This is a genomic window from Streptomyces sp. NPDC007905 (genome assembly GCF_042959345.1).
GTDB lineage: Bacteria > Actinomycetota > Actinomycetes > Streptomycetales > Streptomycetaceae > Streptomyces.
The window spans coordinates 41,679-56,560 of the sequence record NZ_JBIBKS010000016.1 but is presented as its reverse complement, the minus strand read 5'-3'; the positions used below and the strand labels follow the sequence as shown (position 1 = coordinate 56,560).

Below are 14,882 nucleotides of genomic sequence, written 5' to 3'. Positions count from 1 at the left end.
CCACGGCTCACAAGGACGTGTCCTGCCGTTCCTCGGGCCGCGTCCTGCTCTTGGCCACATCATGCGCGCTTCCTCCCCTGAAGTCGGCGGAACCCCAGGGGATGCGCACAGGAACAGTCGCCGCGGCGGCCCGGGAGCCGGGTCAGTTACGGCCGCGCAGCTCCCGGTACTTCGCCACCAGCGCCTTCGTGGACGCGTCCAGGCCGGGGACCTCCGCGCCCTCGGTCAGGGCCGGTTCGACGCGCTTGGCGAGGACCTTGCCCAGTTCCACGCCCCACTGGTCGAAGGAGTCGATGTTCCACACCGCACCCTGCACGAACACCTTGTGCTCGTAGAGGGCGACCAGCTGGCCGAGCACGGACGGGGTCAGCTCGCGCGCGAGGATCGTGGTCGTCGGCCGGTTGCCCGGGAAGGTCTTGTGCGGGACCAGCTCGTCGGGCACGCCCTCCGCACGGACCTCCTCGGCGGTCTTGCCGAAGGCGAGGGCCTGGGTCTGGGCGAAGAAGTTGGCCATCAACAGGTCGTGCTGGCCGCGGAGTTCACCGCTCAGCTCGGCGACCGGGTCGGCGAAGCCGATGAAGTCCGCGGGGATGAGCTTGGTGCCCTGGTGGATGAGCTGGTAGTAGGCGTGCTGCCCGTTGGTGCCGGGCGTGCCCCACACGACCGGACCGGTCTGCCACTCGACCGGCTTGCCGTCCCGCGCCACGTACTTACCGTTGGACTCCATGTCCAGCTGCTGGAGATAGGCGGTGAACTTCGAGAGGTAGTGGCTGTACGGCAGCACCGCGTGCGACTGGGCGTCGTGGAAGTTGTTGTACCAGATGCCCAACAGCCCGAGCAGCAGGGGCACGTTGGACTCGGCGGGCGCGGTACGGAAGTGGTCGTCGACCAGGCGGAAGCCGCCCAGCATCTCCCGGAAGCGGTCGGGCCCGATGGCGATCATCAGGGACAGGCCGATCGCGGAGTCGAAGGAGTACCGGCCGCCGACCCAGTCCCAGAACTCGAACATGTTGGCCGGGTCGATGCCGAACTCGGCGACCTTCTCGGCGTTGGTCGACAGCGCCACGAAGTGCTTGGCCACCGCGGAGTCGTCACCGAGCGCGTCCAGCAGCCAGGTCCGGGCCGAGGTCGCGTTGGTGATGGTCTCGATGGTGGTGAAGGTCTTGGAGGCGATGATGAACAGCGTCTCGGCCGGGTCGAGGTCGCGGGTGGCCTCGTGCAGGTCGGCGCCGTCCACGTTGGAGACGAAGCGGACGGTGAGGTCGCGGTCGGTGAAGCTGCGCAGCGCCTCGTAGGCCATCGCGGGTCCGAGGTCGGAGCCGCCGATGCCGACGTTGATCACGTTCTTGATGCGCCTGCCGGTGTGACCCGTCCACTCACCCGAACGGACGCGCTCCGCGAAGTCGCTCATCCTGTCCAGCACGGCGTGCACGGCCGGTACGACGTTCTCCCCGTCGACCTCGATCACCGCGTCCCGCTCGGCGCGCAGCGCGATGTGCAGCACCGCCCGGTTCTCGGTGATGTTGATCTTCTCGCCCCGGAACATGGCGTCCCTGAGGCCGAAGACGTCCGTCGCGGCGGCGAGCTCGCGCAGCAGCCGCAGCGTCTCGTCGGTGACCAGGTGCTTCGAGTAGTCGATGTACAGGTCACCGACCTGCAGGGTGTATCCCGCGCCGCGCTCCGGATCGGCGGCGAACAGGTCCCGCAGATGGGTGTCGGCCAGCTCCTCGCGGTGTTTGGCGAGAGCGGTCCACTCGGGCGTCCGGTTGAGCCTGGTACGGCCGTCTGCGTTCATATCCGACTTCAGCCTTCTTTCCTGCGCCTGTCCTGCTGCGTACCTTGCCCCGCTGCCGGTTCCAACCTAATTGATCAGCGCCTGTGACGAGCGGTCGTGGCGTCGTCCATGCGGGCAACAGGAGGTACGTCCGGCTGACGCACCGGTATCAGCGCGGTGACGGGCAGGCCGGAGAAGGCGGCGGCCCGTCCGGAGGCCGACGTCGGCCGGACGCGGGCGCGGCAGACGGCGCCGGCCAGGCACCCGTGGGCACCCGGCCGGTGAAGTCCTAGATCTCGCCGCGCAGTTTGGCGAGCGCCTCGGCGAGGATCGCCTCGCCGTCCGCGTCGCTGCGCCGCTCCCGTACGTACGCGAGGTGCGTCTTGTACGGCTCGGTGCGCGGCGGGTCCGGCGGGTTGTCCCGGTCCTGGCCGGCCGGGAAGCCGCAGCGCGGGCAGTCCCAGGTGTCGGGTACCTGCGCGTCGCTGGCGAAGCTCGGCTGCGTCTCGTGCCCGTTGGAGCACCAGAAGGAGATGCGCAGACGCGGCGCGGACTCGCCACGCTCGGCCTCGCCCATCGGCCCCGCCCCGACCCGGCTTCCCCGGATCGCGTTGCCACTTGCCACGGTCGTAACTCCCTGCGTGATGGTGCCGCGAAGCGAGTCGGCGTTTCCGCTGCGCCGCGAGCGCCTCAGTCTACGTAAGGCCCAACGCGCGTCCAGTGATTGGAGTTACAACCCCCACACCTAGACGCAAGCCCCATGATAGGCCGCGCTCAGGAGCGCGTACCGAACATGGGGCCTTACGTGCGGATTGAGCGTATGTGTGAATCGCCGATCAGCTGTTCGTCTTCATGACGATGCCGAGGACGACGATGCAGGCGAACCACAGCAGACCGATCACGATGGTGATGCGGTCGAGGTTGCGCTCGGCGACCGAGGAGCCGCCGACGGAGGACTGCATACCGCCACCGAACATGTCGGAGAGGCCGCCGCCCTTCCCCTTGTGCATCAGCACCAGCAGCATCATCAGCAGGCTGAAGACGATCAGGGCGATCGAGAACCCCAAAACCACGGCTGGACCAACTTCCTCGGATTCGGATGGACGACGGGGGCACAGCACCACGGCTGTGCCCCCGCAAGAGTACGACGTATCGCCGCTACCGCCTACTCACGGCCCTCATCACTGATCACGGAAGCGCACGATCTTGACGAACTCGTCGGCGTCCAGCGAGGCGCCGCCGACCAGGGCACCGTCGATGTCGGCCTTGGCCATGATCTCGGCGACGTTTCCGGACTTCACGGAGCCGCCGTACTGGATGCGGACCTTGTCGGCCACCTCCTGCGAGTACAGCTCGGCGATCTTGCCACGGATGGCGGCGCAGACCTCCTGGGCGTCGTCGGCGCCGCAGACCTTGCCGGTGCCGATGGCCCAGACGGGCTCGTAGGCGATCACGATCGTCTCGACCTGGTCGGCCGGGAGGTCCTTGAGGCCGCCCTCGACCTGGGTGAGGGTGTGGGTGACGTGGTTGCCCGCCTCGCGGACGTCCAGTTCCTCACCGACGCACAGGATGGGGGTCAGGCCGTGCCGGTAGGCGGCCTTGGCCTTGGCGTTCACGAGCTCGTCGGTCTCGTGGTGGTACTGGCGGCGCTCGGAGTGGCCGACGACCACGTACGTGCACTTCAGCTTGGCCAGCATGGAGCCGGAGATCTCACCCGTGTAGGCGCCGGAGTCGTGCGCCGAGAGGTCCTGGGCGCCGTAGTTGATCTTCAGCTTGTCGCCGTCGACCAGGGTCTGTACGGAGCGCAGGTCGGTGAAGGGCGGCAGGACCGCGACATCACAGGCCTCGTAGTCCTTGTCCGCGAGGGCGAAGGCGAGCTTCTGGACATGGGCGATGGCCTCGAGGTGGTTGAGGTTCATCTTCCAGTTGCCCGCCATCAGCGGCTTACGAGTGGTCATGCGGGGTCAGTCCTCCAGTGCGGCGAGGCCGGGGAGCGTCTTGCCCTCGAGGTATTCGAGGGAGGCGCCGCCGCCGGTCGAGATGTGGCCGAATGCCTTCTCGTCGAAGCCGAGCGTACGCACGGCCGCGGCGGAGTCTCCGCCGCCGACGACGGTGAAACCCTTCGATTCGACGAGGGCCTGGGCGACCGCCTTGGTGCCCTCGGCGTAGTCGGGGTGCTCGAAGACGCCCATGGGACCGTTCCAGAAGACGGTCGCGGCGTCGGCGAGCTTCGCGGCGTACAGCTCGCGGGTCTTGGGGCCGATGTCCAGGCCCTCCTGGTCGGCGGGGATCTTGTCCGCGTCGACCACGCTGTGCTCGGTCGGGGCCTTCGCCTTCAGGTCCGGGAACTCCCGGGACACCACGACGTCGACGGGGAGCACCAGCTCGACGCCCTGCTTCTCGGCGCGCTCCATGTACTCGATGACGACCGGGACCTGGTCCTCCTGGAGCAGGGAGATGCCGACCTCGTAGCCCTTGGCCTTGAGGAAGGTGTAGGCCATGCCGCCGCCGATGAGCAGCCGGTCGGCCTTGCCGAGCAGCTGGTCGATGACGGCGAGCTTGTCGGAGACCTTGGCGCCGCCGAGCGCGACGACGTAGGGGCGCTTGACGTCCTCGGTGAGCTTCTTCAGGACGCCGACCTCGGTGGCGATGAGGTAGCCGGCGTAGTGCGGCAGGCGGGCCGGGAGGTCGTAGACGGAGGCGTGCTTGCGGTGCACCGCGCCGAAGCCGTCACCGACGTACACGTCGGCGAGGGCGGCCAGCCGGTCGGCGAACTCGCCGCGCTCGGTGTCGTCCTTGGACGTCTCGCCGGGGTTGAAGCGCAGGTTCTCGATGACCGCGACCTGGCCCGGCTGGAGGCCGTCCACGGCGTCGTGGGCGGCGGGACCGACGGTGTCCTGGGCGAACGCGACCGGCGCGCCGAGGAGTTCACCGAGCCGCTCGGCGGCGGGCAACAGGGAGAAGGCGGGGTCCGGGGCGCCCTTGGGGCGGCCCAGGTGCGAGGCGACGATCACCTTGGCGCCCGCGTCGGCGAGGGCCTTGACGGTGGGCAGGACGGCGCGGATGCGGCCGTCGTCGGTGATGACGCCGTCGGCGAGCGGGACGTTGAGGTCGGCACGGACGAAGACCCGCTTGCCGTCCACGCCCGCGGTGAGAAGTTCGTCGATGGTCTTCATGAGAGGGGACTCCTGAGGAGGGCTCTTGTTCCTACGAGGCTCGATCTTCGCAGGCCGGCCGGGGCGATCTGCACGCACGTCAGGGCCCGGGCAGCGCGACGGTGCGCTGCCCGAGCCCTGCGTTGACGCATCGGCTGCCCGCTGCGGCCGATCAGAGCTGGTTGCCGACGAAGACCGTGAGGTCCACGAGGCGGTTGGAGTAGCCCCACTCGTTGTCGTACCAGCCGATGACCTTCACGCTCTTGCCTTCCTGGACCATCGTCAGGGAGGAGTCGAAGGTGCAGGACGCCGGGGCGTTGACGATGTCGGAGGAGACGATCGGGTCCTCGGTGTAGTCGAGGAGGCCCTTCAGCTCGCCCTCGGCGGCCTTCTGGAAGGCGGCGTTGACCTCTTCCTTGGTGACCTCGCGGCCGAGTTCGACGACCAGGTCGGTGACCGAGCCGGTCGGAACCGGGACGCGCATCGCGATGCCGTCCAGCTTGCCCTTGAGCTGCGGCAGGACCAGGGCGGTGGCCTTGGCGGCACCGGTGGTGGTCGGAATGATGTTCTCGGCGGCGGCACGGGCGCGGCGCAGGTCCTTGTGCGGGAAGTCCAGGATGCGCTGGTCGTTCGTGTACGCGTGCACCGTCGTCATCAGACCCTTGACGATGCCGAAGTTCTCGTCCAGGACCTTCGCCATCGGGGCCACACAGTTGGTGGTGCAGGAGGCGTTGGAGATGACGTGGTGGTTCGCCGGGTCGTACTTGTCCTGGTTGACGCCCATCACGATGGTGATGTCCTCGTCCTTGGCCGGGGCCGAGATGAGGACCTTCTTCGCGCCGCCCGCGATGTGCTTCGCGGCGTCTTCCTTCTTCGTGAAGATGCCGGTCGACTCGATGACGATGTCGACGCCCAGCTCGCCCCAGGCGATGTCGGCCGGGTTGCGCTCGGAGAGCACCTTGATGGTGTGACCGTCGACGGTGATCGTGTCGGCGGTGTGGGAGACCTCCTGCTTCAGGCGGCCCAGGATCGTGTCGTACTTCAGCAGGTGAGCGGTGGTCGCGGTGTCACCCAGGTCGTTGACAGCCACGACCTCGATGTCTGCACCCTGTTCCAGCAGCGCGCGGAAGTAGTTACGCCCGATGCGGCCGAAGCCGTTGATGCCTACGCGGATCGTCACGAACCGATCTCCTCGTTGGTACGCCGGCCATGAGGTGCCGGCGAGCTGTATTTGGGATGTCCCCGACCACCCCCGACCCTACCTCTCCGAGACCCCCGGGGTGACATCGAGATGCCGCATACACGGGCAGGCGGTCCGTACCGGCCAGTAGGGTACGGACCGCCTCGGATCGGCGGTTGTTTCGCGGCTCTTTGCTCCGTAATGCCGCTGCCCGCTGACGCTCTTTTCACTCGTTCGTGAGCGGGTCGGCTCACCTGATGAGGGGCGCTTCCGTGCACCGTTGAGAGAGGGCCCCGCTCACATGTCGAGTAAATCTGTCTCAACTGGCGAGCGCGGCGAACGCCTTCTTCAGCAGGGCCGCACGGTCGGCCGCCGACGGCACCTGTTCGAGGCCGAAGCCGAGCAGCACGGTGTCCTGGGTAGTGACCGCTCCGTATGTCTCGAAGAGCCGTCCGGTGCGCGTCCAGTCCTTCAGGACCGCCGGGCTGCCCGGGGGCGGTCCGGCCACGCGCCAGGCGCCCAGGGACGTCTCGAAGCCCTCGGTCTCCTTGGCCGTGCCACCGACGACGAGCGAGGCGTCGTCGGCGAGCACGCCGTGACCGCCACTGCCCGGGTCGGTGACGTAGCTGAGGGAGACCTCGACGGACTTCCCGGCGTACGCGCTCAGGTCGAAGTTCACCTGCTGCCAGCCGGCGGAGCTGCCGGTGAGGCTGTTCCACGTCCCGGAGGTGCCGGTCGCGGTGCAGGAGTTGCCGGCGTGCGTCAGATAGTGCTTGAGCCAGGGGTGCTCACCGATCAGGAATCCGGCCCCGCACTCGGACGGTACGGCCGTCTTCGTGGCGCCGCCGGCCTCCGGCAGGGTGGTCCAGTCGTCGGCGCCCACGGTGTGGACCTCGACGACCGCGTGGTCGTAGCCGGGCTCGGTGTCCCACAGCAGCCGGGTGCTCAGCGCCGGCTTGTCGGCGGCGCCGACACCGGTGAGGTCGATGGTGCGGGTGAGACGCTTGTAGGCGTCGTCGGTGTGGACCGCGGCGGCCATGGAGGAGCCGCTGTACGGGCCGTAGGGGTTGACGGTGCCGGCGAACTGTCCGGCCCCCGCGCTCGCGAACTGCGGGTACGTCGCGACCGGCAGTTCGTCGGACGTGACACCGTAGGTGCCTGCCCTGTCGAGCGGGTTGCCGGGTGCGTCGCCGAGGGCGCCGGTGTAGCCGGCGAGGCTGCCGGAGCCGGTGAAGCCCGTGGCTCCCTTGGTCGACGTGCGGCTGTAGGCGCCCAGGTAGTACTGGCTGAAGTCGTCCGAGAGGGTGCCGTCGCCGAGGTCGACGCTGCCGCCGGCCAGCTCGCCGGCCTCGATCAGCCTGCCGCCCTCGTTGAGGTAGGCGCGCAGCCGGAGCTGGGTGGCGTTGCCCGGTCCGCTCGCGCCCGAGTAGTGCACGACCGTCCTGAAGTGCTTGAGCACGCCGAGCGCGTCCGGTGCGCCCTGCGTGGCGACGTCCCAGACGATCGCCTTGTGGCCGTTCGCCTTCAGCGCGTCGACGTAGGTGCGCGCCTGTGCGGCGGCCGCGCCCTCCTCCGCGACGACGAGGGTGTCGGCCCTGGGCCGCTCGGCGACGGTGTAGGTGAAGCGGGAGCTGGAGACCTTCTTGCCGCTCCTCGTCCTACCGGTGAACCACACCTCGACCTTGTCGCCCGGCTCGCCGTCCCGCACCCTGGCCCGGTACTCGTCGAAGTAGAGGTTGTCGTCACCGCCGTACGTCTCGCCGCCCTTCCAGGGCCTGAGCGCCCGGTCGTGCGTACGGCCGCCGTTGACGCGGTACTCGAGTTGCTTGTCCCGGATCGCCTTGCGGACGACGACGGAGACCTCCTGGTCGGCACCCCGGGAGTACGACGTGGAGAACGCGGCCGGGGTGAAGCCGGCGGCGCTCAGGCCGACCGAGGAGACCGGCCGGTCCGGGTGGGCGGCCGTCCGGGCGACGGAGAGCGCGAACGGGATGTTCTTCTCGAACTCCTGCTGGATCAGCTTCTCGTCGTCGGGGAAGTTGAAGACCGACTGGCAGTCGTCGGGGTTCCAGGGGTCGTTCGGATCGATGTTCGACGCGGTCTCGCAGGTCGACATCTCGGGGGTGAACATCGCCATGCCGTTGACGTTCGAGGCATGGCCGTCCGCCTCGCCGTTGGTGGTGTACAGCTCCGAGGAGACCTGCGAACGGTAGCCCGGGATGGCCGGGTTGTCGGGAGTGCCGGCGAGCGCCTTGTAGAGGACGTCGTCCGGGGTGGGAGTGGCGACCTGCCATCCGACGCCGTAGAGGAGGAGTTCCGCGGCGGAGTGGTAGTTGATGGCGTAGATGAAGCCGACGCGTTTCTCGAAGCCGTCGAGGGCCTTGGTCTCCGGCTCGGACTCGGGGCTCGCGCCCCGGTAGGTCTCACTGGTGGGGTTGGGCGACGAACCCTCGTCGTCATAGCCCCACTTGTACGGGAAGTTGCGGTTCAGGTCGACGCCGTCGCCCGTGCTGATGACTCCGTCGCCGTTGACGTCCCGCAGGTTCTTGCGCCACAGGCGGGTGGTGGAGTCCTTGAACGTGTAGTCGTAGCCGTCGGGGTTGGCCGACAGGACGAACCACAGTTCGGTGGAATCGACGATCTTCTTGATGCGACGGTCCGTCTTGTAGTGGTCCAGGTAGTAGTGCATCAGACGCCGGGTCATCTCCGGCGTGATCCACTCACGCGCGTGCTGGTTGGACATGTACAGCACCGACGGCTTGGAGCCGTCCTTCGACTTCTTCGCGTTCCTGGTCAGTTTGAGCGCGAGGATGTCCTGGCCGTTGACGGTCCTGCCGATGGACTCGACCTTGGTGAGGCCGGGGTTGGCCTGTGCGGTCCGGAGGATCTCCTCCTTGAGGCCGCCCCTTGCGCCGTAGGGCCGGAAGACGCCCTGGGAGGCGCCCTCGACGCGGGTCTCGGCCCTGGCCGAGAGGGCGCGCTCGGTGAGGTGGACGCCCTGCTGCTCGAGCTTCCTCGCCTGCTGAGCGGTGAGGTAGACCTCGACGGTGCTCTTCCCGTTCCCGGCCACCTGCTCGCCGAGTTCGTGGCCGTCCTGCCCCGCCTTGAGAAGCAGGGGTACCTGCTTCTGGGTGACGTCGGCCCGGAAGACCTTGACCTCGGCGCCGGTGTCAACGGCCGGCCTCGGGGAACTTCCGCTCTGGGCCTGGGCGATGGGTGCGAGGCTCGCTCCCCCGATCAGGAGCGCGCCGACAGCGAGGATCGATCTCGCTCTGTGTCTCATGAACCCCCCTAGCGGTGGTTCGCCACAGCGACGAACAGGTTGCCAGGCTCATGTCACCTCATGATCGAGTCAAGAGCGCCTCATGGACACGAAAACGCCGGTGCCGACCACCCGAATGGACGTCGGCACCGGCGAGTTGGACGGGTTCGGGTCACCCTGCCAGGTTGTCCGCCAGCTCCTCGGAGAGGTTGGCCTCCGTGCCGGGGATGCCCAGGTCGGAGGCGCGCTTGTCGGCCATCGCCAGCAGACGGCGGATCCGGCCCGCGACCGCGTCCTTCGTCAGCGGCGGGTCGGCGAGCGCACCCAGCTCCTCCAGGGAGGCCTGCTTGTGCTCCATGCGCAGCCGGCCCGCGGCCGCGAGGTGCTCGGGCACCTCGTCGCCGAGGATCTCCAGGGCCCGCTGCACCCGGGCACCGGCGGCCACGGCGGCGCGGGCCGAGCGGCGCAGGTTGGCGTCGTCGAAGTTGGCGAGACGGTTGGCGGTGGCCCGCACCTCGCGCCGCATCCGGCGCTCCTCCCAGGCCAGCACGGACTCGTGCGCGCCGAGCCGGGTGAGCAGCGCGCCGATCGCGTCACCGTCGCGAACGACCACCCGGTCCACCCCGCGCACCTCGCGGGCCTTGGCGGCGATCGACAGGCGACGGGCGGCGCCGACCAGCGCGAGCGCGGCCTCGGGACCCGGGCAGGTCACCTCCAGGGAGGAGGAACGGCCGGGCTCGGTCAGCGAGCCGTGCGCCAGGAAGGCCCCGCGCCAGGCCGCCTCGGCGTCGCAGGTGGCCCCCGAGACCACCTGCGGGGGCAGGCCGCGGATCGGGCGGCCCCGGCCGTCCACGAGTCCGGTCTGACGGGCCAGCTGGTCGCCGCCGGCGACCACGCGCACGACGTACCGGGAGCCGCGGCGCAGCCCGCCTGGTGCCATCACGATCAGCTCGGAAGTGTGACCGAAGATCTCCAGGATGTCCCGCTTGAGCCGGCGGGCCGCCATCGCGGTGTCCAGCTCCGCCTCGATCACGATGCGCCCGCTCACCAGGTGGAGGCCGCCGGCGAACCGCAGAATGGCGGAGACCTCCGCCTTCCTGCAGCAGGTCCGGGTGACGGGGAGCCGGGAGATCTCGTCCTTCACCGCTGCCGTCATCGCCATGGGCCGATCCTTCCATGCATCCGAAAAATACGGTCGTACGCGGCGGCCAACAGCTCCGGGTCGTGCCGGGGGCTTCCGTCGGTCCGGGCCACCGGCGCCAGCTCGACCGCGGCTCCGAGCCGCTTGGCGGCCTCGGTGAGCGAGTCGCGGTCGGGCACGGCGGCCTCGTCGGCCAGCACCACGTCCAGGGCGAGTTTAGGGGCGTGTCGCCCCAAAACCTCCACATGACGCTGCGGGGAGAAGCCCTCGGTTTCTCCCGGCTGCGGGGCGAGGTTCAGGGAGAGGACCTTGCGCGCCTTGGTCTCGGTCAGGGCGTCCAGCAGACCGGGGACGAGCAGGTGGGGAATGACCGAGGAGAACCAGGAGCCGGGGCCCAGCACCACCCAGTCCGCGTCCCGGACCGCCGCGACGGCCTCCGGGACGGCGGGCGGGTAGTGCGGCACGAGGTGCACGGACTGCACGTCGCCGGGGGTGAGGGCGACGGTCGCCTGCCCGCGCACCGTGTCGACGTCGTCGGGGCGCTCCGGGTCGTGCCCTTTGACCAGGGCCTGCAGCTCAAGCGGCACCGCGGACATGGGCAGCACGCGGCCGTGCGCGCCGAGCAGCTTGCCCACCAGATCCAGGGCCTGGACATGATCGCCGAGCTGCTCCCAGAGGGCGACGATCAGCAGGTTGCCGACCGCGTGGTCGTGCAGGTCGCCCTTGGACTGGAAGCGGTGCTGGATGACCCGGGCCCAGGTCTGGCCCCAGTCGTCGTCGCCGCACAACGCGGCCAGCGCCTTGCGCAGGTCGCCGGGCGGCAGCACGCCCAGTTCGTCGCGCAGGCGCCCGCTGGAGCCGCCGTCGTCGGCCACCGTGACGACGGCGGTGAGGTCGCCGGTGATCCGGCGCAGCGCGGCGAGCGAGGCGGACAGGCCCATGCCGCCGCCGAGCGCGACGACCTTGGGCTGGGCGCCGCGCCGGCGGGCCCGGCCGCCGGCGCGGCGCTCGGCCGGGCGGGCCGCCCGCGCGTCGGCCGCGGCGCGGCTGGAGCGGCCCTCCGGGACGACCCGGCGCAGCCTGCCCAGCCGCGGTGTGCGTTCCGTCATTCCCGTCCCATGTCCCGGTGTACGACCACCGTCTCCACGCCCTCGGCCGCGAGGCGCGCGGCGAGCTTCTCCGACACGGCGACCGAGCGGTGCTTGCCGCCGGTACAGCCGATGGCGATGGTCACATACCGCTTGCCCTCGCGCCGGTAGCCGGCCGCGATGAGCCGCAGCAGTTCGGCGTACCGGTCGAGGAACTCCTTGGCGCCGGGCTGGTTGAAGACGTAGGCGGCGACCTCCTCGTTGAGGCCGGTGTACGGGCGCAGCTCCGGGACCCAGTGCGGGTTGGGCAGGAACCGCATGTCCGCGACCAGGTCGGCGTCGACCGGCAGGCCGTACTTGAAGCCGAAGGACATCACGGTGGCCCGCAGCTCGGGCTCCTCCTCGCCGGCGAACTGTGCGTCCATCTTGGCGCGCAGCTCGTGAACGTTGAGGCTGGAGGTGTCGATCACCAGGTCGGCGTCGCCGCGCAGCTCGCGCAGCAGCTCGCGCTCGGCGGCGATGCCGTCCACGATGCGGCCGTCGCCCTGGAGGGGGTGAGGGCGGCGCACCGACTCGAAGCGGCGCACCAGCGCCTCGTCGGAGGACTCCAGGAAGACGATCCGCCGGGTGACGTGTTTCGCCTCCAGGTCGGCCAGGGACTCGCGCAGGTTGTCGAAGAAGCGCCGGCCGCGTACGTCCACGACGACCGCGATCCGCGCCACGTTGCCCTGGGAACGCGCGCCCAGCTCCACCATGGTGGGGATCAGGGCGGGCGGGAGGTTGTCCACGACGAACCAGCCGAGGTCCTCCAGACACTTCGCGGCCGTCGACCGGCCCGCGCCGGACATGCCGGAGATGATCACCAGCTCGGGGATGGCCGCTTCGGGGGCCCCGGCCGCCGTGACGTCCGTACTCACCTGTGCTCCGTTTTCCTGAACCGCCTGCTGCGGCTCCCCCGCGGCCACCTGTTCTCGGTCCGCTGTGGGCTGTGCGTCGTGCTCGGTCATGTCTCCTGCCCCCGTCGTTCGTCCGGGAGACCCGCGGTCACGGGCTCCCCCGAGGAACCCCCCGTCGTATCGGGTTCCTCGTCATCAATGATCTCTCCTGTGGCCGTGTTCACGGCGGGTGCGGCCGGGGCCGCCCGGGCGAGGACCACGGCGATGGTCTCGGCCGTCTTCCGGCCTATGCCGGGCACCTCCTGGATCTGCTCGATCGTGGCGGACCGCAGCTTCTTCACCGAGCCGAAATGCTTGATGAGCGCCTGTTTGCGGGTCTCGCCGAGGCCGGGCACGTCGTCCAGGGGGCCGGCGCGGAAGCGCTTGGCGCGCTTGGTGCGCTGGTAGGTGATCGCGAAGCGGTGCGCCTCGTCGCGGACGCGCTGGAGCAGATAGAGGCCCTCGCTGGTGCGGGGCAGGACCACCGGGTCGTCCTCACCGGGCACCCAGACCTCCTCCAGGCGTTTGGCGAGGCCGCAGACGGCGATGTCGTCGATGCCCAGCTCGTCCAGCGCCCGCCGGGCGGCCGCGACCTGCGGCTGGCCTCCGTCGACCACGACCAGCTGAGGCGGGTAGGCGAACTTCCTGGGGCGGCCGTCGTCGTCCTTGAGGGCTACGGTGACCGGATCGCCGTCGATGAGCGGGTCCTCCGGACCGGCTCCGTCGGCCCACTCCCCCGTCCTCTCCTTCTCGGCGAGGTAACGCCGGAACCGGCGGCTGATCACCTCGTGCATGGAACGGACGTCGTCCTGCCCGGCGAAGCCCTTGATCTGGAAGCGGCGGTACTCGCTCTTGCGCTGCAGGCCGTCCTCGAAGACGACCATGGAGGCGACCACGTCGTCACCCTGCAGGTGCGAGATGTCGTAGCACTCGATCCGCAGCGGGGCGCTGTCCAGGTCGAGGGCCTCGGCGATCTCCTCCAGCGCCCGCGAGCGCGTGGTCAGGTCGGAGGCGCGCTTGGTCTTGTGCAGGACGAGGGACTGCAGGGCGTTGCGCTGCACGGTCTCCATGAGTGCCTTCTTGTCGCCGCGCTGCGGGATGCGCAGCGAGACATGGGACCCACGGCGGCCGGTCAGCCACTCCTGGACCGGCTCGACCGGCTCGGGCAGGGCCGGGACCAGGACCTCCTTGGGGACGGCGTCCCCTTTTTCCTCGCCGTACAACTGCTGCAGGGCGTGCTCGACGAGGGCACCCGTGGTGACCTCCTCGACCTTGTCGGTCACCCAGCCTCGCTGGCCGCGCACCCGGCCACCGCGCACATGGAAGATCTGCACAGCCGCCTCCAGCTCGTCCTCCGCGACGGCGATGAGGTCGGCGTCGGTCGCGTCGGCGAGCACGACCGCGTTCTTCTCCATGGCCTTCTTCAGGGCCTCGATGTCGTCGCGCAGGCGGGCGGCCCGCTCGTACTCCATCTCCTCGGCCGCCTCCATCATCTGCTTCTCCAGACGGCGGAGGTACGTCCCGGTGCGGCCGGCCATGAAGTCGCAGAACTCCTCGGCCAGGTCCCGGTGCTCCTCGGGGGTGATCCGGCCGACGCAGGGGGCGGAGCACTTGCCGATGTAGCCGAGCAGGCAGGGGCGGCCGGTGCGGGTGGCGTTCTTGAAGACGCCGGCGGAGCAGGTGCGCACCGGGAAGACGCGCAGCAGCAGGTCGACGGTGTCCCGGATCGCCCACGCGTGCCCGTACGGACCGAAATACCTGACGCCCTTCTTCTTGTGACCACGCATCACCTGGACCCGCGGGAACTCCTCGCTCATCGTCACCGCGAGGTACGGGTAGCTCTTGTCGTCGCGGTACTTGACGTTGAACCGGGGGTCGAACTCCTTGATCCAGGAGTACTCCAGCTGCAGCGCCTCGACCTCCGTGGACACCACGGTCCACTCCACGGACGCGGCGGTCGTCACCATCGTCCGGGTGCGCGGGTGCAGGTTCGCCAGGTCCTGGAAGTAGTTCGCCAGGCGCTGGCGCAGGCTTTTCGCCTTTCCGACGTAGATCACCCGGCGGTGCTCGTCACGGAACCTGTACACCCCGGGAGAGTCCGGGATCTCACCCGGCCTGGGGCGGTAGCTGGAGGGGTCGGCCATGTCTCACACCCTACTGGCGAGGACCGACACCGCGTCGGGCCTGTGGACAACGCCCACCGGCACCGCTCCCCGTCCGCCGCCTGCCGGGCACGGTCCCGCCACCAGGCACCCGGCGGGGGGCTCTCCGGCCATGTGCCCCCGCCGCCGCACCCGGGCGGGCGTTGCCACGGACTGCAGCGGCCCGGGGGCCGCGTGCCCGGGGG

General features: G+C 69.7%; 11 protein-coding genes. All 11 read right to left on the bottom strand.

Annotated elements, in window-relative coordinates; translation table 11 throughout:
• Positions 1 to 142 precede the first annotated feature (142 nt).
• Complete coding sequence (gene pgi, locus ACFZDC_RS26855) at positions 143 to 1,795, bottom strand: glucose-6-phosphate isomerase (RefSeq protein ID WP_391327834.1); 1,653 nt, start codon at positions 1,793 to 1,795, stop codon at positions 143 to 145.
• A 268-nt stretch (positions 1,796 to 2,063) separates the two neighbouring features.
• A complete protein-coding gene (locus tag ACFZDC_RS26850) occupies positions 2,064 to 2,399 on the bottom strand; it encodes an RNA polymerase-binding protein RbpA (protein ID WP_003957010.1) in 336 nt (111 codons plus the stop codon).
• Between the two features lie 211 nt (positions 2,400 to 2,610).
• Positions 2,611 to 2,847, bottom strand: coding sequence for a preprotein translocase subunit SecG (secG, locus tag ACFZDC_RS26845; protein ID WP_391327832.1), 237 nt, complete (start codon positions 2,845 to 2,847; stop codon positions 2,611 to 2,613).
• A 108-nt stretch (positions 2,848 to 2,955) separates the two neighbouring features.
• On the bottom strand, positions 2,956 to 3,732 hold the full coding sequence (tpiA, locus tag ACFZDC_RS26840; protein WP_391327830.1) for a triose-phosphate isomerase: 777 nt from the start codon (positions 3,730 to 3,732) through the stop codon (positions 2,956 to 2,958).
• A gap of 6 nt (positions 3,733 to 3,738) precedes the next feature.
• Positions 3,739 to 4,950, bottom strand: coding sequence for a phosphoglycerate kinase (locus tag ACFZDC_RS26835; protein WP_391327829.1), 1,212 nt, complete (start codon positions 4,948 to 4,950; stop codon positions 3,739 to 3,741).
• A gap of 151 nt (positions 4,951 to 5,101) precedes the next feature.
• Positions 5,102 to 6,109 carry a type I glyceraldehyde-3-phosphate dehydrogenase gene (gene gap / locus ACFZDC_RS26830; protein WP_391327827.1) on the bottom strand — a complete coding sequence of 336 codons (1,008 nt, stop codon included), beginning with the start codon at positions 6,107 to 6,109 and terminating at the stop codon, positions 5,102 to 5,104.
• A gap of 319 nt (positions 6,110 to 6,428) precedes the next feature.
• The gene (locus tag ACFZDC_RS26825) at positions 6,429 to 9,392 is read right to left on the bottom strand and encodes a M14 family zinc carboxypeptidase (protein ID WP_391327825.1); all 2,964 of its coding nucleotides are present in this window, start codon (positions 9,390 to 9,392) and stop codon (positions 6,429 to 6,431) included.
• Positions 9,393 to 9,543: 151 nt separating this feature from the next.
• The gene (gene whiA, locus ACFZDC_RS26820; protein ID WP_391327823.1) at positions 9,544 to 10,533 is read right to left on the bottom strand and encodes a DNA-binding protein WhiA; all 990 of its coding nucleotides are present in this window, start codon (positions 10,531 to 10,533) and stop codon (positions 9,544 to 9,546) included.
• Positions 10,524 to 11,621 (bottom strand): uridine diphosphate-N-acetylglucosamine-binding protein YvcK, encoded by a 1,098-nt coding sequence (yvcK, locus tag ACFZDC_RS26815; protein WP_391327821.1) that lies wholly within the window; start codon positions 11,619 to 11,621, stop codon positions 10,524 to 10,526. Before yvcK ends, whiA begins: the two co-directional genes overlap by 10 nt.
• Positions 11,618 to 12,607 (bottom strand): RNase adapter RapZ, encoded by a 990-nt coding sequence (gene rapZ, locus ACFZDC_RS26810; RefSeq protein ID WP_391327820.1) that lies wholly within the window; start codon positions 12,605 to 12,607, stop codon positions 11,618 to 11,620. Before rapZ ends, yvcK begins: the two co-directional genes overlap by 4 nt.
• Positions 12,604 to 14,679 (bottom strand): excinuclease ABC subunit UvrC, encoded by a 2,076-nt coding sequence (gene uvrC, locus ACFZDC_RS26805; protein WP_391327818.1) that lies wholly within the window; start codon positions 14,677 to 14,679, stop codon positions 12,604 to 12,606. Before uvrC ends, rapZ begins: the two co-directional genes overlap by 4 nt.
• Positions 14,680 to 14,882 lie beyond the last annotated feature (203 nt).